Here is a 21,165-nt window from a genome sequence, read left to right as displayed (position 1 = left end):
GGGCCGCCCCTCACCGCGGGGCGGCCCCCGGTTCGGCCGGTCGGCCCAGCGGCCCTGCGCGCCGGGCGGTCCGTTTTTACGCTGGTCGCATGATCACCAGGTCCAGTGTTCGCGGGGCTCTCACCGGTGCGGCGTTCGCCCTCGGTGCGCTGGCCCTCACGCAGCCACCGGCTGCCGCCGCTCCCCACAACGACCCGCTGCCGCCGCCGCGGCCCGCCTCCGTCGGCAAGGCCCTCCTGCACCGGATGGGCACCCACGTACGCCCCAAGCCGGGTGCGCCCGCGCTTCCCCGCAAGCTGTCCGCCCTGTCGTGGCTGGTGGCGGACGTCGGCACGGGCGACGTCCTGGCCGCCCACGATGCGCACCGGCGTCTGCCGCCGGCCAGCACCATGAAGACCCTCTTCGCCCTCACCGCCCTCCCCCGCCTCTCCGGCAGCGCCCTGCACACGGTCGCCGACGCCGAGCTGGCCTCGGTGGGCGAGGGCAGCAGCATGGTGGGGGTGCTGCCGGGACGCACCTACCGGATCGCGGATCTGTGGCGGGGCGTCTTCCTCAGTTCCGGCAACGACGCCGTGCACGTCCTGGCGAAACTCAACGGCGGCTGGAAGGCCACCGCGGCGCAGATGCAGGCCAAGGCGCGGACGCTGGGCGCGCTGGACACCCACGTGGTCTCGCCGGACGGCTACGACGCTCCCGGCCAGGTGTCTTCCGCGTACGACCTGGCGGTCTTCGGGCGGTCGGGGCTCGCCGACCCGCAGTTCGCCCAGTATGCCGCGACGGCCGCCACGCGCTTCCCCGGCGGCACGCGCCCGGACGGGAGCCCGACCTGGACGTTCGGCATCCGCAACACCAACCGGCTGCTGACTGGCAGCGACGGGGTGAAGAGGTACCCGGGCATCATCGGCCTGAAGAACGGCTACACCACCCGCGCCGGCCACACCCTCATCGCCGCCGCGCAACGCGACGGGCGGCGCCTGCTGGTGACGGTGATGAACCCGCAGAAGGGCGGCGGCCTCGCCGTGTACGAGGAGGCCCGCTCCCTGCTGGACTGGGGCTTCGCCGCCTCCGGACGGGTCCATCCCGTCGGATCGCTGCTCCCGCCCGCGATGCACCGGGATCCGGGGACCGGGCCCGTCTCCGCCGCCCAGGCGGCGGCCCTCCAGCGCGAGGAGTCCGGCTCCGGCTTCGCGTACTCCTCGCTGGGCGCACTGGTGGGCGCGGCGTGCCTGACGGCGGGCGCCATCCTGTGGACTCGGGGCGGCCGGCGCCGGCCGGCGTACGCGGGCCGGTTCGCTTCCGCGTTCGCGTCCCTGCGGGGCCGAGTGCTGCGGCGACCGCCGCGCCCTCCGTCCGGGCCCGGGCCGCAGTAGACGGCCGCCCCGGTCACCAGGGCGTGCGCCAGGTGCGGAAGGCCGGCCGCGCCAGGGCGCCCTCCCGTACCGCCGCGTGGACCGTCCGACCGGTTCGGGGCGCCGCACCCCGCGCAAGACGACGCCGGTACGGCGGCGGGCCGCCCCCAGGCGGGGTACGAGCCCGACACCCGGGCCGCCGGCGACGAGGCCCAGCGCGGTGGCGTAGTCCGCCATAGCCTGCGGGAGCGATGAGTTCGCGGTCGATCCGAACGCCCTGACGCTCGCGGCGCCGCCGGGCCAGGGCGGGCGCGACGAGCGAGGGGTTGAAAGGACGAAGTGGCGGACGGCCGGGCCTGCCGGTGCGTCCGGCCCCCATGCCGGCCAGGGCCGCCTCCCCTCGGTGATGTTCTGGCCCATGACGGCAGTGTGCTCGGTGAGGAGCCGGCCCGCCGTCGTCGGCCGTACGCCGCGTCCCACCGCCGCCGTCGGCCGTCTGCTGCCCCTCGTCGCGGTCGGGCTGGGCGCCGTCGTGCTCGGTGAACCCTTCGGCCTCCGGGTGGCCGCGGCGACGGCGGTCGTCCGCGTCGGCGTCGGCACGACGCGCCGGAAAGAACCCGTGCGACGCGTACCGCACACCCCCTGACGACGGATTATTCGCTGTCGGCCGGAGCCTCCCCCACGAGAGAATGGCGCATCAGAAACTGGGAGGAACCATGAGCCAGGTCCACCTGACTCTCGAAGAGCTGTTGCCGCCGGGGGAGTTGGCGGCGGCGCTCGACGCCGGGCACGTCACCCGCAAGCCGCACCCCGAACTGCCGCTGTCCATCTACACGTACACGCGGACGTGCCAGTACGAGCGGATCTGGAACCAGGTGACCACGCGGTGCCGCGGGCTCGTCGCCGACGACGCCACGGGCGAGATCGTCGCGCTGCCGCTGCCGAAGTTCTTCAACGTCGGGGAGCACGAGTCGGGTCAGCCGTACGCGCCCGCCCTGCCGGACGAACCGTTCGAGGTGTACGACAAGGTCGACGGCAGCCTCGCGGTGGTCTTCCACTACGCGGGCCGGTGGCGCGTCGCGTCCAAGGGTTCCTTCATCAGCGCACAGGCGAGGTGGGCGCAGCGCCGGCTCGACCACCGGGACACGTCGGCCCTGACGCCCGGCGTGACGTACCTCGCGGAGATCGTGTACCCGGAGAACCGCATCGTCGTCGACTACGGCGACCGCAGGGACTTGGTGCTCCTCGCCGCGTTCGGCCGTGACGGAGCGGAGATACCCATGGCCGAGGCGGGCACGGCCTGGAAGGGCGTCGGTTCCCTGGTCACGGTGTGGCCCGCCATGCCCCTGGCCGACCTGATGGCGCTGACCTCGTCCAATACGATGCCCGGCGGCCGGCGGGCCTCGGGGACCGACGCCGAGGGCTTCGTCCTGCGCTTCTCGTCCGGGGTGCGGGCGAAGGCCAAGCTCTCCGAGTACGTACGTCTGCACAAGGTGATGACGGGCGTCACGGAGCGGGACATCTGGCGCAGCCACGGCATCCAGCGGTTCGCCGGGATGTCCCCGAAGCGGCTGGCGCAGGGCCTGGGTTGCTCGCGCGCCGAGCTCGTCGGCGTCACGGCGGCGGGCGGACGCCCATTGGACGCGCTGCTGGAGCAGGTGCCGGACGAGTTCGACGCCTGGGTGCGCGGGGTGATCGCACGCCTGGAGGCCGAGGCGGCGGCGCTGGAGCGCGCCATCGACGAGGCGTACGAGAAGGTCGCCCGTCTCGCTGCGGACCGGGGGGCGTTCGCCCGTGCGGTCAAGGTGCTGCCCGACGCCCGGATCCGGGCCGCGATGTTCCTGCGGCTCGACGGCCGTCCGACGGACCTCGTCGTGTGGCGTGCCGTGCGGCCCGAGGCGTCCGACCCGTTCACGACCGATGAGGAGAACTGACCCGTGCCCGTAGTACACGTCATGACGGGACTGCCCGCCTCGGGCAAGACGACCGCCGCGCGCGAGCTCCAGGCGCGGGCCGACGGGCGGATGCGCCGGGTCAACCTCGACGACCTGCGGGCGATGCTCGACCTTCCCGCGGCCGAGCGCAGGTCGTGGGCGCACGAGCAGACGGTGCTGGAGATCCAGGACGCCGCGGTGCGGGCCGCCGTCGACGGCGGTTTCGACGTGGTGGTGGACAACACCCATATGACACCGCACATCCCCAAGCGGCTGAAGGCGGCGGTAGCCGGTCTGGCCACGTTCACCGTGCACGACTTCACGGAGGTGCCGGTCGAGGAGTGCGTACGCCGCGACTCCGCGCGGGAGAAGCGCGTCGGCGAGGAGGTCATCCGGATCCTGGCCGACCGGCACGCGCAGGCCAGGCGGGGCGGATGGCGGCTCACCGAGGCGTGGCTGAACGACCGGGCTCCCGTCGAGCCGTACGTGCCCGACCCGTCGCTGCCGGTGGCGGTGATGTGCGACATCGACGGCACGCTCGCGCTCACCGGCGACCGCGGGCCGTACGACTTCACGCGCTGCGAGGTCGACCTGCTGAACGTCTCGGTCCGCCAGGCGCTGCACTCCTTCCGGCGCGCCGACAACGACGTGATCGTGCTGCTGTCCGGGCGGAGTGAGGAGTTTAGGACGCAGACGGAGGCGTGGCTGCGGCGGCACGAGGTGCCGTACGACGAGCTGTGGATGCGCCCGGCGGGCGACGGGCGACGCGACGACGTCGTGAAGGCCGAGCTGTTCGACCGGCACGTGCGTCATCGGTACGCGGTGCGGGTGTCGCTGGACGACCGCGACCGGGTGGTAGCCCTGTGGCGCCGTATGGGTCTGCCGACGTGGCAGGTCAATTACGGCGCGTTCTAGAAGAGGCAGAATGGCGGCGCGCCCGGGGCGGACACCGGCGGGGGCGCCGCCGCCGGTTACCGCGCCTCGGCCGGCTCCTGATCGATCGTGAACGCGCCTCCGGTGTGGGACAGACGCAGCAGCCGGGCCAGCGAGCGCGGTACGGCGCACAGCCGGAGGTCGGCTCCACCGGTTTTCGCCGCGCGGGCGGCGCCCAGCAGCGCGTTGAGCCCGGAGCAGTCGCAGAATGTCAGGTTCCGGCAGTCCACCAGCACCTGCCGATGGCCGGCCACGGCCGCCTGGACCGCCTGTCTGAGGTCCGGCGCGCCGACGACGTCGAGGTCGCCCGCCAGGGTTATCCGGCAGGTGCCGGGGCCGGTGGCATGGACACCGACCTGAAGCGTGTCGTTCACGGCGCCCCCTCGTGCTCACGGTGCGGGGTGGACCGGCGGTTTCGCTCCTCCAGGGAAACCCCTGACCGGACGTCCTGTCCACCCGCGGCGCGTCTTGACAACCCCGTCGGCGCGTTCTATGCAGGATTTTATACAGGTTTCCTCCATAACCGCAGGTCAGAGCGGGGGAGGTGAGCGCAGTGGCAGGGCTGGGGCCGTCCGGTCGCCGACATGACCACTACGCGGTACTCGGCGTGGAACCGACCGCTTCGGCCGGACAGATCACCTCGGCGTACCGCAGGCTCGTGCGCGCGCTCCACCCCGACGCCCACCCGGGCCGGCCGGCGGCGGACAGCCGGTTCGCGGACGTCGTGGCCGCCTACGGGATCCTGCGCGATCCCGTGCTGCGTGCGGCGTACGACTCGCGGCTCGGCCGGAGCCGGGACACGGGGGCGCGCGCCGGCCGGAGCGACGGCACGGACGCGCGCACGGTGAACGTGACGCACCACCCCCCTCCCCCGCCGCGGCCGGGTGGGCCGCCGCTGTACGCGGGCCCCACCCGGTGGAGCGCGGGGTGAGCGGCGTGAGCAGGGTGAGGAGAAGGCAATGGCACGTGCAGTGGGTATCGACCTGGGTACGACGAACTCGGTGGTCTGCGTACTGGAGGGCGGCGAGCCGACGGTCATCACCAACACCGAGGGCGCCCGTACGACGCCGTCGGTCGTCGGTTTCGCGAAGAGCGGCGACGTTCTCGTGGGCGAGATCGCCAAGCGGCAGGCCGTGACGAACATCGAGCGCACGGCGCGGTCGGTCAAGCGCCACGTGGGCGAGTCCTCGTGGCGTTTCCCCGAGCACGGGGACATCGACGGCAAGCGCTACACCGCGCAGGAGATCTCCGCGCGCGTCCTGCAGAAGCTCAAGCGGGACGCGGAGAGCTATCTCGGCGAGGACGTCACGGACGCCGTCGTCACGGTGCCCGCGTACTTCAACGACTCCCAGCGCACCGCGACCAAGGAGGCCGGGGAGATCGCCGGCCTGAACGTGCTGCGGATCATCAACGAGCCGACGGCTGCGGCGCTCGCGTACGGGCTCGACAAGGAGAACGACCAGACGATCCTCGTGTTCGACCTCGGCGGCGGCACGTTCGACGTGTCGCTGCTGGAGATCGGCGAGGGCGTGGTCGAGGTGAAGGCCACCAACGGCGACACGCATCTGGGCGGCGACGACTGGGACCAGCGGATCGTGGACCACCTGGCCAAGCAGTTCAAGAACGCGTACGGCATCGACCTGTCCAAGGACAAGATGGCCACGCAGCGGCTGCGGGAGACCGCCGAGCGGGCCAAGATCGAGCTGTCGGCGGCGACCGAGACCACCATCAACCTGCCGTACCTGAGCGCGTCGGCCGAGGGGCCGCTGCACCTGGACGAGAAGCTCACGCGCTCACAGTTCCAGCAGCTGACCGCCGACCTGCTGGAGCGGTGCCGGGCTCCGTTCCACAACGCGGTCAAGGACGCGCGGATCAAGGTCTCCGACATCGACCACGTGATCCTCGTGGGCGGCTCCACCCGCATGCCGGCCGTGACCGACCTGGTGCGGGAGCTCACCGGCAAGGACCCGCACAAGGGCGTGAACCCCGACGAGGTCGTCGCGATGGGGGCGGCGCTCCAGGCCGGTGTCCTCAAGGGCGAGGTCAAGGACGTCCTGCTGCTCGACGTCACGCCCCTGTCCCTGGGCATCGAGACCAAGGGCGGCATCATGACGAAGCTCATCGAGCGCAACACGACGATCCCCACCAAGCGCTCGGAGGTCTTCACGACGGCCGAGGACAACCAGCCGTCCGTGCAGATCCAGGTCTTCCAGGGGGAGCGGGAGATCGCGGCGTACAACAAGAAGCTCGGCATGTTCGAGCTGACGGGCCTGCCGCCGGCCCCGCGCGGCCTCCCCCAGATCGAGGTGACCTTCGACATCGACGCCAACGGCATCATGCACGTGACCGCGAAGGACCTCGGCACCGGGCGCGAGCAGCGGATGACCGTCACCGGCGGTTCGTCGCTGGCGAAGGACGACATCGAGCGCATGGTCCGCGACGCCGAGCAGTACGCGGAGGACGACCACAGGCGCCGCGAGGCCGCCGAGACCCGCAACCGGGCCGAGCAGCTCGTCTACCAGACGGAGAAGTTCCTCAAGGACAACGAGGACAAGGTCCCGGGTGACGTCAAGACCGAGGTCGAGACCGCCGTGACCGAGCTGAAGGACAGGCTCAAGGGGGAGGACACCGCGGAGATCCGCACCGCCACCGAGAAGGTCGCGGCCGTCTCGCAGAAGCTCGGCCAGGCCATGTACGCCGACGCGCAGGGCCAGGGCCCGGCGTCCGGCGGGTCCGCGGGCGGCGCGGACGACGGCGGGGCCCGTGCGCACGGCGAGGAGGACGTCGTGGACGCGGAGATCGTCGACGACGACAAGCAAAAGGGAGGCGCGGGATGAAGCGCCCGACCGGCGGTGGCGGCCGCCGCCGTGTGCCGTTGCTGGAGCTGGTCCGGGACGGGCGGCACGGCGCCGGCGCTCCGGCGGCCTTCCCGGTGCGCTCGGCGGAACGCGGAGAGGTACGCACCGAGCGGGTGGCCGGCGCGCCCCCGGGCGGCGGCGCGGACGACCCGCCCCACGCGTCCCGCGAGGAAGCGCTCGGCGCACGGCTGCGGGAGCGCACCGCCGACCTGCAACGGCTGAAGGCCGAGTACGACAACTACCGCAAGCGCGTGCGCCGCGACCGCCTCGCGGTCCGCGAGATCGCCGTGGCCAACGTGCTGGAACGGCTTCTGCCGGTGCTCGACGCCCTCGCCGGGGCCGCCGAGCAGGGCGAGGTGACCGGCGGCTTCGAGCGTGTCGCCCGGGAGCTCCGTTCGGAACTGGCGGCCCTGGGGCTGGAGTCGTTCGGCGCGGTGGGCGACCCCTTCGATCCGTTCGTGCACGAGGCCGTGTCGTACCGCCGCAGTGACACGGTCGAGCGCCCCACCTGCACGGCGATCCTGCGGCCCGGCTACCGGGTCGGCGGCCACCTCCTGCGGCCCGCGCAGGCGGCGGTCGCGGGGCCCCTGCCGGGCGGCCCCCAGGGGTAGCTCCCGCCGCTGCGCCAGTCGGTGCATCTTGCCGGCCCGGGCGGCGGGCGCCCGTCGCCGCGGGGTAGCACTTCGTGCATGGCCGCTATCGAGCTCAGGAGTTCGGCGTTCGACGACGGCGCGACCATTCCGCGCCGCTACGCCAAGGAGGGTGACGACGTCTCCCCCGACCTGTCGTGGTCGGGGGTGCCGCAGGGCGCCACGGAGCTGCTGCTGCTGTGCGAGGACCCGGACGCGCCCTCGGGGACGTTCGTGCACTGGCTCGTCACGGGCATCGACCCGGCGGCCGGCGGGGTGGAGGAGGGGCGGACTCCCGAGGGCGGACAGCCCTTGATGAACGGGTTCGGGGAGTCCGGCTGGGGCGGCCCGCTTCCGCCGCCCGGCGACCGGGCCCACCGGTACGTCTTCCGCCTGTACGCGCTGCCGGAGCCCGTCGAGCTGCCCGAGGAGGCCGGCGCCGAGGAGGTGCACGCGGCGGTGGCCGGGCGGCACTTGGCCGAAGGCGCGCTGGTCGGCCTGTACCGGCGCTGAGGCGCTCGGGGAGAGGGCCGCACCGCTTCCCGGCGGAGTTCCCGCGTACGCCGATCCCGTACGCTGAACGGCGGCAGCGGCCGGGGCGATCGGTCCCGGCCACACTGATGCCACCCCTCCCACCAGCGACTTCAGGATGGAAACAGGCCATGGGAATGCTGATCACCATCGGTGCGGCAATCGTGCTCGCAGTGGTCGTCGGCCTCGTCGTCACGCTCGTCGTGGCCGGGCGCAACCGCCGAGGCGGCGGCGCGGCGGCCGGTCACGGCGGTTACCCGCACCAGCCCCCGCAGTACCCCGCGCAGCCGCACCCCCCGGTCCAGCTGTACCCCAACCAGCCCCCGTACGCCGCGAATCCGTACGCCCAGCAGCCCCCCGTCCAGCAGGCTCCCGCGCAGCAGCCTCCCTACCCGGAGCAGTAGGAGGGCCACGGGCGCCGACGAGCCCCGTGGGAGAATGGGGCGTATGGGCCGGGATTCCGTCACGCTCATGCTGAGCGGCGACGTGATGACGGGCCGGGGCGTCGACCAGATCCTTCCGCACCCCGGCGACCCGGCGCTGCGTGAGGGGTACGTCCACGACGCCCGTGACTACGTGGCGCTGGCGGAGGCCGTCAACGGCCCGGTCCCCTCGCCCGTGGACCCGGCCTGGCCGTGGGGCGCGGCGCTGGCCGCGATGGAGGCGGTGGCGCCCGACGCCAGGGTCGTGAACCTGGAGACGAGCGTCACGACGAGCGACGACTTCGCCCCCGGCAAGGCCGTCAACTACCGGATGCACCCCGACAACGTCGTGTGCCTGACGGCGGCCCGGCCCGACGTGTGCGCGCTCGCCAACAACCACGTCCTGGACTTCGGCCGCCACGGCCTGGAGGAGACGCTGGACGTCCTGAGCGCCGCCGGGCTGCGGTACGCCGGCGCGGGCCGGGACGCGGCGCGGGCGCGGCGGCCTGCGGCCGTCGCCACGCCGGGGGGCGGGCGGGTGCTCGTGCTGTCGTGCGGCGCCGCGTCCAGTGGCGTACCGGCGCAGTGGGCGGCCGGGGAGCACCGGCCGGGCGTCGACTTCGTACCCGACCTGTCCCTCCGCGGGGCCGACGCGCTCGTGCGGCGGCTGCGGGCCGTACGGCGGGACGGAGACCTGACGGTCGTGTCGATCCACTGGGGATCGAACTGGGGTTACGCCGTCCCGCCGGCCCAGAGGTCCTTCGCGCGGCGGCTCGTCGACGGCGGAGTGGACGTCGTGCACGGTCACTCCTCGCACCATCCGCGCCCGGTCGAGGTGTACCGGGGCAGACTCGTCCTGTACGGCTGCGGCGACCTCGTCGACGACTACGAGGGAATCCGGGGCCACGAGCGGTACCGGGACGACCTGCGCCTGCTGTACTTCCCGTCGCTGGACGTCCGTACGGGCGAGCTGACCGGGCTGCGGATCGCCCCCTTGCGGGCCCGCCGGATGACACTGTGCCCGGCGTCGGCGGCAGAGGGCGACTGGCTGTGCGAGACCCTGACGAGCGCCGGGCGGGACTTCGGGACCCGGCTGGAGCGCGGGCCGGGCTCCGACGGCTTCCTCTCGCTGCGGTGGGCGCAGCCGCGGCGTAGGACCCCGGCCCGACCGGCTCACGGGGCTCACGGTCACGGGGGGTTGACGGGGCCGGGTTGACGCGCGTCACACCGCTGACGCTGAACTTCCGCGCCGGTCCGTGCGTACTGCCCCGTGTACGCCCGATGATCAGGCAACGAGGAGCCCGTTCCATGCGACCGTTCGTGCTGAACTACGCCGAGCCGAGCCCGGCGCCGGACGTCCCGGTTCCCTACGGCTACAGCAGCGCCCTCCAGCTGAACCTGCTGCCCGACGGGCGTCCCGCCATCGACGACCGGGCGCTGCTCCTGACCGTCGGCACCACGACGTCGACAGCCGGTTCCCAGACGCACTTCGACGACTGACCGCTCCCGGCGGCCTTCGATGACCGTACTGATCCTGACCTGCCCGCAGGACGTCACCGCCGACATGGTGGTGGCCGAACTGCACGCCCTTGGCGTCCCTCTGGTCCGGCTGGACCCGGCGGACCTTCCCGGCACGGTCGGCCTGTCGGCCGAGTACGTGCGGGGCGACTTCCACTGCCACTTGTCGGCGGACGGGCGCGTGGTCGGTTCCGAGGCCCTGCGCTCCGTCTGGGTACGCCGCCCGGGCGAGCCCGCGGCGCACGCGCCGGAGCCGTCGCAGTGGCTCACCGCCGAGACCGGGCAGGCGCTGTACGGCGCGCTGTACGCCAGTGCCGCGCGCTGGATGAACCATCCCCGCCGGGCGGAACAGGCCCGCCTCAAGCCCTGGCAGCTGCGGTGCGCCCAGCAGAGCGGCTTCGCCGTGCCGCCCACCGTCGTCACGACCTTTCCGCGGGTGGCCGAGCAGTTCGCGGCACAGTACGGGAGGGTCGTGGTGAAGTCGCTCTCGGGGCCGCCGCGCGGTGATCCCGGGATCACCCTGCCCACCGCGCTCGTCGAGCCGGGCACGGACTTCGGCGCCGTCGCGGCCTGCCCCACGCTGCTTCAGCGGTACGTGCCCAAGCGGGCCGACATCCGGTTGACGAGCGTCGGCGGCCGGCTGTTCGCCGCCCGCAAGGCCGCTGCGCCCGGGCAGGTCGACGGGCGGTTCGGCGACCACGCGAGCCCGTGGGAGCCCGTCGGCGTACCCGGCGGCATCGCGCGCGCCGTGCACGAGTACACCGGTCTCGCCGGGCTCGCGTACGCGGCGTTCGACTTCGCCGAGGACGCCGAGGACGTGTGGTGGTTCCTGGAGTGCAACCAGGGCGGGCAGTTCGGCTTCGTCGAGCTGGAGACGGGCCAGCCGATCGCGGCGGCCGTCGCGTCCTGGCTGGCGCGGCCGGCCCGCGAACGCCCCTGAACGGGGAACGGGCCGGGCGCGTAGTAGGGGGCGTCGGAGTGACCGGGATCGTGGAGAAACGGGGCGAGCGTCTGTGATGCGTCGAACGGGACGAGATGCGGGGGCGGCGGCGCGCCGGTCCCGGGGCGGCGGCCGGCGGCCGTGGGTCGACTACCCCCGCCGGGGCCGGCGCGGCCCGGCCCGTCTCGTGCCGTCGTGGCGCCAGTCGCTCGGTCTGCTCCTGCTCCTCTTCGGCACGGTCGCCGCCCTCTTCGGGTACGTCTACTCCACGGTGCGGATCGAGGACGTGAACGCCACCGCGCGGGCCGAGGCCACCGTCTACTACTGGGCCGACGGCACGCAGATGGCGAGCGTCGGGGCGGTCAACCGGCAGAACGTCCCGCTGTCCGACATCCCGCCCGCCCTCCAGAACGCGGTGATCGCGGCGGAGAACGCCGACTTCTACAGCGACCCCGGCTTCTCCGTCGCGGGCGTGGGCCGGGCCGTGGTCAACATGGCACGCGGAGGGGACGTCCAGGGCGGCTCCACCATCACCCAGCAGTACGTCAAGAACACGTACCTGACACCGGAGCAGACCCTGGACCGCAAGCTGCGGGAGCTGTGCCTGTCCGTGAAACTGTCCCGGTCGCTCTCCAAGCAGGAGATCCTCCAGGGCTACCTCAACACCAGCTGGTTCGGACGCAACGCCTACGGTGTGCAGGCCGCCGCCAGGGCCTACTACGGCACGGACGCCAGGAACCTCGACCCGGCCCGCAGCGCGCTGCTGGCCGCCCTGCTCAAGGGAGCGCAGGACTACGACCCGTCCCTGAGCGAGGCGAACCACCGCCGGGCCGAGGCGCGGTGGCGGTACGTCCTGGACCGGCAGGTGGAGCTCGGGCTCATGTCGCGACAGGAGCGGGCCACGTACACCGAGTTCCCGGAGCCCCGCGCGCAGCTCGTGTCCACCGGCCTGTCGGGACAGACCGGTTACCTGGTGGACGTGGCGAACAAGTACATCGCGAAACGCACCGGGCTGACCGCCGCGGACCTCGGACGGGGCGGCTACCGGATCCGCACCACGTTCGACAAGGACAAGGTGGACCGGCTGCGGCGGACCGTCGAGGACGTCACGGCGCGGGCGCTGGATCCCGGACGGCGGAGCGCCGACCGGCACGTCCAGGTCGGCGCCGCTTCGGTCCGTCCCGACGACGGGGCGGTGCTGGCGCTGTACGGCGGGCCGGACGCGACCGAGCACTTCACCAACAACGCCGACACGGCGGGTGTGCCGGTCGGTTCGGCCTTCAGACCCTTCGTCCTGGCGGCGGCCCTCCAGCACGGTGTCCGCCCGGCCGAGGGCGTCCCGGCCCCGCTGCCGGTGACCGCCGACAGCTTCTACGACGGGACGGGCGCGCTGACCTCCGGGACGCCGTTGCCGCCGCGTGAACAGGGGCCCGGCACCGTCCCGTTCGGGCGCGGCGTGCTGCCGTTCGCCGCCGGTCCGGCCACACTGCGCGAGGCGCTGGTGCGGGACGGCGACGGCGTCTACAGCCGCCTCGGTGAGGACGTCGGCCTGGCGCGGGTGCGCGATCTGGCGGTGGGTACGGGCCTGCTGCCGCAGAGCATGGGGCCGCTGGAACGCCGCTTCTCCGACGGCACGTCCACCCCCAGCGCCATCCGCATGGCCGACGCGTACGCCACCTTCGCACAGGACGGCCGGCGTACGGACCCGTACTCGGTCACCGCGGTCACCTACCGGGGCACGCCCCTCGACGGCCTGGAGCGGCCCCCCGGCAGGCAGGTCCTGGACACCGGGGTCGCCCGCGAGGTGGGGCGGGCGATGCGGGACGTCGCCGTGGACGCCCTGGCGCCGGACACACTGCGCGCGCTGGCTCCGGTCGCCGCCGGCCGGACCGGCGGGGACGACCGGGTCCGGGCCGCGTGGTTCGTCGGCTACACCGGTGAGCTGTCGACCGCGGTGACCGTCTTCCGTACCAGGCCGGGTGAGGCGGCCCTGCTGCCGGTCTCGGGCGTGGGTGGACCGGACACGGAGCGGGGCGACTTCCTGCCGCTGCGGGTGTGGTCGTCGTACATGGCCGCGGTGACACCGCGAGGGGACGGTGCGGCGACGGTGGCCGACGCCCGGTAGGCGGGGCCCCGGCACCGCGTCCCTCGCGGCGCACGCCCGCCGGGAGTACGCCGAAGGGGCCGGCGTCCCCGTCCGGGACGCCGGCCCCTTCCTCCGGCTCGTGCGTGCGGGCGCCCCACCGCCGACGACTGCCGTGCGGACGGGCGGTGTTCACCGCTGGGCCGTGGTGCCCGCCCCCACGGGGGTCTGTGCCGCGTGGGCGGCGTGCGAGGGGATGGACGCCACCGGGGCGGTCTCGCTCAGGTGCCCCACGTGCGGCCGGGACCGGTCCGCCGCGGACGTGCCGGTGAGGGCGGCGGGCGGCGGGCCCGGTGGGGACACCGTGCCCTTGCGCTCGTCCGGGGCGTTCGCCACGGACGACCAGGTGCGGAGCCGGTGGCTTGCGGCCTCGTCGAGCGTCACGGGCGCCCCGCGCTGCTCCGCCAGGCGGCTCGCCTCGCGGCCGAGCGCGGCGACGTCGTCCCACCGCAGGGTCAGCACCACCGAGAGTTCGGCCCCGCCGCCGGGGAGACCTTGCATCATCGATTCCACACGATCCGTCATGTCCGCTCCTGTCGTCGACACAGAGACGTTTCACCACACCTGGCTCGGGCGCGGGTAGCCCGTAATACGCACGATGGGGACGGCATGTTCAGCGCGTGTTCGATTCCATGCGGTCGCGGCGCGGGCCGTTACGCGCCGGTCCCGGAGCCGGCCGCGGCCGGCTGCTCCGTCGCGCCGTCGTTCTTGACGGCCCGGTAGTACACCGACTTCTGCTGCTTGGACCGTTCGCTCTGGTTCTTCGCGACCGACGCCTCCAGCGCGTTGCGGACCACGGTGACACCGAGCTTGCGTCCGGGGTGTGCCTCCGCCAGTTCCTTGGCGACCTCGGCCGCCGACCGCGGTTCGTCGTGCTTGGCGAGGACCGCGACGACGAGTTCGCGCAGCGGCGGGGTGGTGGTCCTGCCCGCCCCGGCCGCGGTGTCGGGCCGCGCCGTCGCGCGGGTGCCCTTGCCGTCGCCGGTAGCGGGCTTGGCGCGCCGGGCCCGCGGCACCTTGGCCGCGGGTGCGCCCGCCTTCGCCGCCCGGGCCTTCTTCACCGGCGGTGCGCCCAGGGCCGCGCGCATGCTCACCAGCAGTTCGTGGTCCTTCTCCAGCGCCTCGAGCCGGTGGCGCAGAGCGTCGACCTCGGACCGGACACGTTCTTGTTCGGCGGTGTTGCGCGCCAGGTCGGCGTCGACCTGGCCGGCGTACTGGGCCTGGAGCGTGGGATTGTCCTCTGCCATGACAGCTCACTTTCCTTGCACGACTGTTGGGGGCGGATGGTACTCACATCCGTGGTGCGCGCAGAACCACGTGCGTGCCACGATTCGGCATCGCCCCTGCGTACGCAGTCGAGCAGGGTTCCCGGTTTCACTCGGTGCGGTGTTTTCCCGCGGTGACACCTACCTGCGCCGGCGCATGGTGTGACATGCATGCCACCGGTGCTACAACGCGTCGTCGCCCTCGGTGCGTTCGACGTGCATCGCCGCCTCCTCGGCCGACGCCGCGCCGCCGTCGACACCGACGTCCCGCCCCACTACGCCGATGCTGCGCGGCGGCGCCTCCTCCAGCACCGGGGCGATGCGCCCCGCACGGGCGTCGGCGGCCTGCTCCGCCAGGGGTTCACCCTCGCCGTCCGGCAGGTCCCCCACCTCGTCGCCGTCCGGCGGCCGCACGTCGGGGGTCTCCTGCGCCAGACGCTGGTCGAGGGACTCACCCTCGCGCTGTTCCCGGCCCGTGGTGCCGTACTTCGTCGCTCCCAGGGCCCGCTCCGGCGGCGAATACCCCTCGTCCAGCATGTCGTCGAGGTCGCGCTCTCCGATCACGTTCTCGAGGTCGAGGTCGTCGTTCGGCCTGTTCTGCGCGTCGGAGTGGACGGGCTGGTACACGTCGTCGCCGCGCGCGGTTTCCTCGGACATGCGCTGCTCCCTTCCTCGGGGGTGTGATCGTTGTGCGGGCAGCCGGGTACCCGGCCGGACCACCGCCACACCGGACACGGGACGATCCGCCCTCATGGGGAGCGCGGCAGGGGCTGTTCCGTCCAGATGGTCTTCCCGTGGCGGGTGTACCGGCTGCCCCACCGCTCGGTGAGCTGCGCGATCAGGAACAGGCCGCGCCCGCCCTCCTCTGTGGCCCGTGCGCGTCGCATCCTGGGCTGCGTACTGCTGGGGTCGGACACCTCGCAGATGAGTGTCGACGTACGGATGAGCCGGAGTTCGACGGGGCCTCCGCCCGCGTAGCGGATGGCGTTGGTGACGAGCTCGCTGGCCACCAGCTCGGTGGTGAAGGCGAGTTCGTCCAGGCCCCACCGGGTCAGCTGGCGCACCACCAGCGCGCGGGCGTCCGACACCACCGCCGGATCGGGCTCCAGGACCCACCGCGCACTGTGCTCCGGGGACACCCCCCGGGTGCGGGCGAGCAGCAGTGTCACATCGTCCGACAGCGGGCTCGGCGCGAGGTCCGCCACCACCTCCCGGCCGACGTCCGGGAGCGGGCGGTCGAGGGCGCCCGCGGTGGTCAGCCGGGTGCGCAGGGCCGCCATGCCCTCGTCGAGGTCGGCGCGGGGCCGCTCGACCAGGCCGTCGGTGTAGAGCGCCAGTACGCTGCCCGGTTCGACCTCGATCTCCACGGGCTCGAAGGGCAGTCCGCCGACGCCGAGCGGCGGTCCCGGGCTGACGTCGACATAGCGGGCGGTGCCGTCGGGGGCCAGCAGGGCCGGCGGCGGGTGCCCGGCGCTCGCCATCGCGCACTGCCGGGACACCGGGTCGTAGGTGACGTACAGGCAGGTGGCGCCGAACGTGTCGTAGGCGCTGCGCGGTCCGGTGGCGGTCGCGCCGTCCTCGAAACCGTTCTCGACCGTGAGCTGCGAGACGAGGTCGTCGAGGTGGGTGAGCAGTTCGTCGGGTTCGAGGTCGAGGTCGGCGAGGGTGCGCACGGCGGTCCGCAACCGCCCCATCATCGCCGTGGCCTGGAGGCCGTGGCCGACGACGTCCCCGACGACGAGGGCGACCCGCGCCGACGACAGGGGGATGACGTCGAACCAGTCCCCGCTCACTCCCCCGGCCGTGTCCGTGGGGCAGTAGACGCTGGCGCTGTGGACGGCGGCCGTCTCGGTGGTCGTGGGCGGCAGCAGGCTGCGCTGGAGGCTCACCGACGCGTGGCGTTCGCGGGCGTACCGGCGCGCGTTGTCCACCACCAGGGCGGCGCGGGAGGCGACCTCCTCCAGGAGGGCCAGGTCGTCGGCGCCGAAGGGGCGGCGGTTGCCGGTGCGCCACACGGTGACCCGGCCGAGGAGCCGGCCGCGGGCCCGCAGGGGTGCGCTCATCCCGGAGCGCGCATCGGCGCCGGGCACGGGAGGGGGCATGGGGCCGGGCGCACCGTCGCCGCCGTCCGGCCCGTCGCCGGCGCGTCGGGGCCAGCGGTGGCCTCTCAGGGCCTCGCTGATGTCGACCCGTACGGAGGCGCCCAGCAGCGGCGCCGTCTCCAGGCCGGCCCCCGCCACGGCCGATCTGCGCAGGACGTGGTGCCGCTGGTGGGCGGGCCCCGGCTCCTCGTGGGCGAACACCGCTTCGGCGATGTCGACGGCGGCCAGGTCGGCCAGTACGGGCACCAGCACGTCGGCGAGGTCCTGTGTGGTCTCGGGGACGGACAGAGAGTTGCCCAGCACGGCGGTGGCGCGGTGCAGGAGGTCGAGGCGCTCCTGGGCGCCGCGCTGCTCCGTGACGTCGGTGAACAGGGCGGTGACGCCCATGACCCGCCCGTCCGGTTCCTGGAGCCGGAACGCGGACAGCGCCATGATGCGGCCCGTTCCCGGGTCGATCCTGGTCCGTACGAGGGCGTCCATCGACACCAGCGGCGTCCCGGTGGAGAGCACCTCGCGCAGCCGCTCCTCGATCACCCGCGCGTCCTCGGGCCACAGGAACTCCTCCAGGCGCAGGCCGCCCAGGTCGTCGGGCAGGCCCGTGTACGGGAGGATCTGGGTGTTCGTCCGCACCAGGCGCAGGTCGCGGTCGAACATGGCGAACCCGACGCGCTCCTGGAGGAACAGCTCCTGCATGAAGGCGTGGTCCTGGCGCCACCTCACCATCAGGGGCCAGGGCGCCACCAGGAGGAAGAAGCGCGACGCGCGCCGGTCGGGCTGCTCGGGTTCCAGCGGCAGGACGCGGAAGACGATGTCCGCCTCGCGTCCGCCGCCCTCGCGCACCAGGACACGGCCCTCCCACACCGGGCCGCTGCGCCGCGCCATGATCTCGGGCCAGCGGCCGGGGTCGGCGAGCAGGTCCTGGAGGCGTCGGCCGCACAGTTCCTCGGTCGTCCGTTCCAGCAGCGTCTCGGCCGCCGGTGTGCAGCCGAGGATCGTCCCGGCACCGTCCACCAGCAGCCCGGCGGCGTTGCCTGCGTCGAGGGGATCCTCGTTGCTGCGAGCCATGCGCACACGCACCCCCGAGATCGGCATCTCATCGGTCCTGATCCGGCCGGACGGTCGGCTCCCTCGATCCGTCGGTGTCCTGGGTCTCCCGATCAGGCTATCGACCACCCCGGCCGTCCGCCTGCCCGGAGGGCCGAACGGCCGGTGCGGACGGGCGGGTCGCGGCGCGGGCGCCGGCGTGCGGGTGCGGGTGCGGCGGGGCTGTGTGAGCCTGGCCGCGAGACGACGCCGTACCGACCGCGGAGTGCGCGAAATGAACCAGCTCGGAGAGAAGCCGGAAGACGTCCGCAGGCAACTGGAGGAGGAGAAGCGTCGAGCCCGTGAGCGGGAGCGGAAGTCCCCGGAAGGGACGGAAGGGCCCGGCGAGCGGTCGGGGGAGCACGAGGACCGGGCGCACCCGGAGGAGCGGGACGGGAGCTGACCGGGCCGCGCTTTCCGGCCGTCCCTACGCCGGTCGCGGATGCGGCCACAAATGCGAGACTTGGAAACATGGACTGGGCTTCATGGACGACGCTCGGTGTGCTGACGGGCCGCGGCGGGGTGCTCACCGAAGAGGTGGGCGTGCTGACCGGTGACCTGACGGTGCACACCACATGGGCCGACGGCGAGGCGCGGATCGCCGTGCAGTACAGCGGATCGTCGGACTGGTACACGATGTCGGGCAGTCCCGTGCCGTCCCCCTCCGAGGCGGACAGCCGGAACCTGCACGACGCCGTGGTGGCGGCGGTCCGCGCCGGCGGCGCCGCCACGGTGCCCACTCCGCCCCACAGCTCCACGGCACAGTGACGCCGCCGCCCTTACGGCCGTAGGGCTCCGCTCCGGCAAGGAGAACGGCCATGCTCGCCCGAGATCTCGCGGAAACGTACCCCCACATCTCCGTGGACGCCGACGCGGTGGACGCCGCCCGCCTGCTCGCCGGGAAGAGGCTGCCCGCGCTCCTCGTGGTCGACTCCGATCAGCGGCCGTACGCCATCGTTCCGGGCTCCCAGCTCATCAAGCAGCTCGTGCCGGACTACCTGCTGGAGGAGCCGCTGCTCGTGTCCGTGATCGACGACCGGCACCTCGACGAGGTCACGGAGAAGATCTCCGGGCTGACGGTCGCCGAGTGGCTGCCGCCGCGCACGTACGCGCCGCCGGTGGTCGGACCGGACGCGGGTCTGCTCCAGGTGGCGGCTCTGATGGCCCGTACGCGCAGCCCCCTGGTCGCGGTGATCGAGCGCGACGGGGACGAGGTCCGGCTGCTCGGTGCCATCACGGCCGCCTGTCTGATGTCCCGTCTCGTCAGCGGCTCGTGACCCGGTCGCCGCGCGCCGGGGCGGCGGCCGCCGGAGCGCGGCGGGCTCGTGATCCCTTGACAGCGGTGGGGCCGTGAGTGAGTCTTTCGACCTGCCGGTGGGAACGTTCCCACCGGGCGCTTCCCTGCTTCTTCACGGCACCTCAGGAGACTCCGCATGCCCGAACGCCCGGTCCGCTGGGGGATCCTCGCCACCGGCCCCATGGCCGCCGCCTTCACCGAGGACCTGGCCGCGATCCCGGACGCGGAGGTGGTCGCCGTGGGGTCGCGCTCCGAGCGGTCCGCCCGCCTGTTCGCCGACCGGCACGCCATACCCCGCGCGTACGGCGGCTGGCGGGAGCTGGCGGCCGATCCGGACATCGACGTCGTCTACGTCGCCACACCGCACGCCCAGCACGTCGCCGCGACCACCGCGTGCCTCGAAGGCGGGAAGGCGGTGCTGTGCGAGAAGCCGTTCGCTCTGAACCGCGCCCAGGCCGCGTCCATGGTCGAGCTGGCGGAGCGCGAGTCGCTCTTCCTGATGGAGGCCATGTGGACCTACCTCAACCCACTGGTCCGGCGCGTGTGTTCGCTGATCGCCGACGGTGTCGTGGGCGAGGTGCGTTCCGTGCACGCCGACTTCGGGGCGCGGGTCCCGTACGTCGCGGGGCACAGGCTGTGCGATCCCGCCGCCGGCGGCGGCGCCCTCCTCGACCTCGGTACGTACCCCGTGTCCTTCGCCCACCTGCTGCTGGGCCCGCCCCGCCACGTCGCGGCCTGGGCGGACCTGGGCGACACCGGGGTGGACGAGAGCACGGCGATGGTCCTCGGCCACGACACCGGGGCCATGGCCGTCCTCTCCTGCTCGCTGACCGCCGAGAGCGCGCGCGGCGCCGTCGTGCACGGCACCGAGGGCCGGATCGAGCTGCCCGCCGACTTCTACAACCCCCGGACCGCGATCGTGCGGCGGGACGGACAGGAGCCGCGCACACTCGTCGCGGACCCGCAGACCGGTCACGGTTACGTCCCGCAGGCGCGCGAGGTGATGCGCTGCCTGCGGGAGAAGCTGACGCAGTCGCCGCTGGTGCCGTTGCGCGGAAGCCTGGAGGTCATGGAAACACTGGACACGGTCCGCGCACTCGTCGGTCTGCGCTTTCCCGGCGAGTGAGCGTGGAGTGACCACCGACGAGCCGACCTAGGATGTATTTCATGGATCAACGAACTCTGGGCAGGACCGGCCGCCACGTCTCCGTGGTCGGCCTCGGCACGTGGCAGCTCGGCGCCGACTGGGGCGACGTGCGCGAACAGGACGCGCTCGACGTCCTGGACGCGGCCGTCGAGTCGGGTGTGACGTTCCTCGACACGGCCGACGTGTACGGCGACGGACGCAGCGAGCGGCTGATCGGCCGCTATCTGCGCGAGCGGCCCGACGCCGGTGTGTTCGTGGCCACCAAGATGGGCCGCCTCGTCGACCAGCTGCCGGAGAACTACGTCCTGGCCAACTTCCGCGCCTGGACCGACCGGTCCCGCGAGAACCTCGGCGCGGACACGCTCGATCTGGTGCAGCTGCACTGCCCGCCGTCCTCGGTGTACTCCTCCGACGCGGTCTTCGACGCGCTGGACACCCTGGTGGCCGAGCAGCGGATCGCCGCGTACGGCGTGAGTGTGGAGACGTGCGCCGAGGCGCTCACCGCCATCGCGCGGCCGGGCACGGCGAGCGTCCAGATCATCCTGAACCCCTTCCGCCTCAAGCCGCTGGAGGAGGTGCTCCCGGCCGCCGCCGAGGCCGGGGTGGGCGTCATCGCCAGGGTCCCCCTCGCGTCGGGGCTGCTGTCCGGCAAGTACACCAAGGAGACGGTGTTCGCGGGCGACGACCACCGGACGTACAACCGCCACGGCGAGTCGTTCGACCAGGGCGAGACGTTCTCCGGGGTCGACTTCGAGACGGGGGTGGAGGCCGCCGCCGAGTTCGCCGCGCTCGCCCCCGCCGGCGCGACGGCCGCCGCTACGGCGCTGCGCTGGATCATCCAGCAGCCCGGTGTGAGCAGTGTGATCCCGGGCGCGCGGTCGCCCGAGCAGGCACGGGCGAACGCGGCGGCGGCCGCCGCGCCCGCGCTGCCGCCGGCCACGCTCGACGCGGTGCGCGAGCTGTACGACCGGCGCGTCCGCGCGCAGGTGCACCACCGCTGGTAGGACCGTACGC

General features: G+C 73.4%; 23 protein-coding genes. 18 read left to right on the top strand and 5 right to left on the bottom strand.

What is annotated here, in order from left to right:
• The first annotated feature begins 89 nt into the window (after positions 1 to 89).
• From ACWGH0_RS31945 to ACWGH0_RS31930, 4 genes are all read left to right on the top strand, one after another.
• On the top strand, positions 90 to 1,370 hold the full coding sequence (locus ACWGH0_RS31945; protein WP_453407766.1) for a D-alanyl-D-alanine carboxypeptidase family protein: 1,281 nt from the start codon (positions 90 to 92) through the stop codon (positions 1,368 to 1,370).
• A gap of 397 nt (positions 1,371 to 1,767) precedes the next feature.
• Positions 1,768 to 1,995 carry a hypothetical protein gene (locus ACWGH0_RS31940; protein ID WP_453407765.1) on the top strand — a complete coding sequence of 76 codons (228 nt, stop codon included), beginning with the start codon at positions 1,768 to 1,770 and terminating at the stop codon, positions 1,993 to 1,995.
• Positions 1,996 to 2,065: 70 nt separating this feature from the next.
• Entirely contained in the window at positions 2,066 to 3,283 is a 1,218-nt protein-coding gene (locus tag ACWGH0_RS31935; RefSeq protein WP_453407764.1) for a T4 RnlA family RNA ligase, read from the top strand.
• Between the two features lie 3 nt (positions 3,284 to 3,286).
• Complete coding sequence (locus tag ACWGH0_RS31930) at positions 3,287 to 4,198, top strand: phosphatase domain-containing protein (protein ID WP_453407763.1); 912 nt, start codon at positions 3,287 to 3,289, stop codon at positions 4,196 to 4,198.
• A gap of 56 nt (positions 4,199 to 4,254) precedes the next feature.
• Here ACWGH0_RS31930 and ACWGH0_RS31925 read toward each other — a convergent pair whose 3' ends face one another.
• Positions 4,255 to 4,590, bottom strand: a complete 336-nt coding sequence (locus tag ACWGH0_RS31925; RefSeq protein ID WP_453407762.1) for an STAS domain-containing protein — start codon at positions 4,588 to 4,590, stop codon at positions 4,255 to 4,257.
• Positions 4,591 to 4,760: 170 nt separating this feature from the next.
• Here ACWGH0_RS31925 and ACWGH0_RS31920 point away from each other — a divergent pair, with 170 nt between their 5' ends.
• From ACWGH0_RS31920 to ACWGH0_RS31880, 9 genes are all read left to right on the top strand, one after another.
• The gene (locus tag ACWGH0_RS31920; RefSeq protein WP_453407761.1) at positions 4,761 to 5,147 is read left to right on the top strand and encodes a J domain-containing protein; all 387 of its coding nucleotides are present in this window, start codon (positions 4,761 to 4,763) and stop codon (positions 5,145 to 5,147) included.
• Positions 5,148 to 5,175: 28 nt separating this feature from the next.
• The gene (dnaK, locus tag ACWGH0_RS31915; RefSeq protein ID WP_453407760.1) at positions 5,176 to 7,053 is read left to right on the top strand and encodes a molecular chaperone DnaK; all 1,878 of its coding nucleotides are present in this window, start codon (positions 5,176 to 5,178) and stop codon (positions 7,051 to 7,053) included.
• Complete coding sequence (gene grpE, locus ACWGH0_RS31910; protein WP_453407759.1) at positions 7,050 to 7,685, top strand: nucleotide exchange factor GrpE; 636 nt, start codon at positions 7,050 to 7,052, stop codon at positions 7,683 to 7,685. Before dnaK ends, grpE begins: the two co-directional genes overlap by 4 nt.
• 78 nt (positions 7,686 to 7,763) lie before the next feature.
• Positions 7,764 to 8,216, top strand: coding sequence for a YbhB/YbcL family Raf kinase inhibitor-like protein (locus ACWGH0_RS31905; RefSeq protein WP_453407758.1), 453 nt, complete (start codon positions 7,764 to 7,766; stop codon positions 8,214 to 8,216).
• A gap of 149 nt (positions 8,217 to 8,365) precedes the next feature.
• The gene (locus ACWGH0_RS31900) at positions 8,366 to 8,638 is read left to right on the top strand and encodes a hypothetical protein (RefSeq protein WP_453407757.1); all 273 of its coding nucleotides are present in this window, start codon (positions 8,366 to 8,368) and stop codon (positions 8,636 to 8,638) included.
• Positions 8,639 to 8,681: 43 nt separating this feature from the next.
• Positions 8,682 to 9,872, top strand: coding sequence for a CapA family protein (locus tag ACWGH0_RS31895; protein WP_453407756.1), 1,191 nt, complete (start codon positions 8,682 to 8,684; stop codon positions 9,870 to 9,872).
• Between the two features lie 92 nt (positions 9,873 to 9,964).
• On the top strand, positions 9,965 to 10,156 hold the full coding sequence (gene tgmA, locus ACWGH0_RS31890) for a putative ATP-grasp-modified RiPP (protein WP_453407755.1): 192 nt from the start codon (positions 9,965 to 9,967) through the stop codon (positions 10,154 to 10,156).
• A 19-nt stretch (positions 10,157 to 10,175) separates the two neighbouring features.
• Positions 10,176 to 11,114 carry an ATP-grasp ribosomal peptide maturase gene (gene tgmB, locus ACWGH0_RS31885; protein ID WP_453407754.1) on the top strand — a complete coding sequence of 313 codons (939 nt, stop codon included), beginning with the start codon at positions 10,176 to 10,178 and terminating at the stop codon, positions 11,112 to 11,114.
• Positions 11,115 to 11,190: 76 nt separating this feature from the next.
• Complete coding sequence (locus ACWGH0_RS31880) at positions 11,191 to 13,239, top strand: transglycosylase domain-containing protein (protein ID WP_453407753.1); 2,049 nt, start codon at positions 11,191 to 11,193, stop codon at positions 13,237 to 13,239.
• Between the two features lie 150 nt (positions 13,240 to 13,389).
• Here ACWGH0_RS31880 and ACWGH0_RS31875 read toward each other — a convergent pair whose 3' ends face one another.
• The 4 genes from ACWGH0_RS31875 to ACWGH0_RS31860 form a co-directional block, all read right to left on the bottom strand.
• Entirely contained in the window at positions 13,390 to 13,782 is a 393-nt protein-coding gene (locus ACWGH0_RS31875) for a hypothetical protein (RefSeq protein WP_453407752.1), read from the bottom strand.
• Positions 13,783 to 13,910: 128 nt separating this feature from the next.
• Positions 13,911 to 14,504, bottom strand: coding sequence for a hypothetical protein (locus ACWGH0_RS31870; RefSeq protein ID WP_453407751.1), 594 nt, complete (start codon positions 14,502 to 14,504; stop codon positions 13,911 to 13,913).
• A 201-nt stretch (positions 14,505 to 14,705) separates the two neighbouring features.
• Positions 14,706 to 15,179, bottom strand: a complete 474-nt coding sequence (locus ACWGH0_RS31865; protein ID WP_453407750.1) for a DUF5709 domain-containing protein — start codon at positions 15,177 to 15,179, stop codon at positions 14,706 to 14,708.
• A gap of 92 nt (positions 15,180 to 15,271) precedes the next feature.
• Positions 15,272 to 17,689, bottom strand: coding sequence for a SpoIIE family protein phosphatase (locus tag ACWGH0_RS31860; RefSeq protein WP_453407749.1), 2,418 nt, complete (start codon positions 17,687 to 17,689; stop codon positions 15,272 to 15,274).
• A 253-nt stretch (positions 17,690 to 17,942) separates the two neighbouring features.
• On the opposite strand from ACWGH0_RS31860, the gene ACWGH0_RS31855 reads away from it, so the two are divergent.
• The 5 genes from ACWGH0_RS31855 to ACWGH0_RS31835 all read left to right on the top strand — a co-directional run bounded on the left by ACWGH0_RS31855 (position 17,943) and on the right by ACWGH0_RS31835 (position 21,155).
• Positions 17,943 to 18,110, top strand: coding sequence for a hypothetical protein (locus tag ACWGH0_RS31855; protein WP_453407748.1), 168 nt, complete (start codon positions 17,943 to 17,945; stop codon positions 18,108 to 18,110).
• A gap of 68 nt (positions 18,111 to 18,178) precedes the next feature.
• Complete coding sequence (locus tag ACWGH0_RS31850; protein ID WP_453407747.1) at positions 18,179 to 18,475, top strand: hypothetical protein; 297 nt, start codon at positions 18,179 to 18,181, stop codon at positions 18,473 to 18,475.
• Between the two features lie 50 nt (positions 18,476 to 18,525).
• A complete protein-coding gene (locus ACWGH0_RS31845; protein WP_453407746.1) occupies positions 18,526 to 18,984 on the top strand; it encodes a CBS domain-containing protein in 459 nt (152 codons plus the stop codon).
• 156 nt (positions 18,985 to 19,140) lie between these two features.
• Positions 19,141 to 20,130, top strand: coding sequence for a Gfo/Idh/MocA family protein (locus ACWGH0_RS31840; protein WP_453407745.1), 990 nt, complete (start codon positions 19,141 to 19,143; stop codon positions 20,128 to 20,130).
• A 32-nt stretch (positions 20,131 to 20,162) separates the two neighbouring features.
• Positions 20,163 to 21,155 carry an aldo/keto reductase gene (locus ACWGH0_RS31835; protein WP_453407744.1) on the top strand — a complete coding sequence of 331 codons (993 nt, stop codon included), beginning with the start codon at positions 20,163 to 20,165 and terminating at the stop codon, positions 21,153 to 21,155.
• Positions 21,156 to 21,165: the final 10 nt, after the last annotated feature.

The organism is Streptomyces sp. NPDC054887 (assembly GCF_053610585.1).
This window is presented reverse-complemented; position numbering and strand designations above follow the sequence as displayed.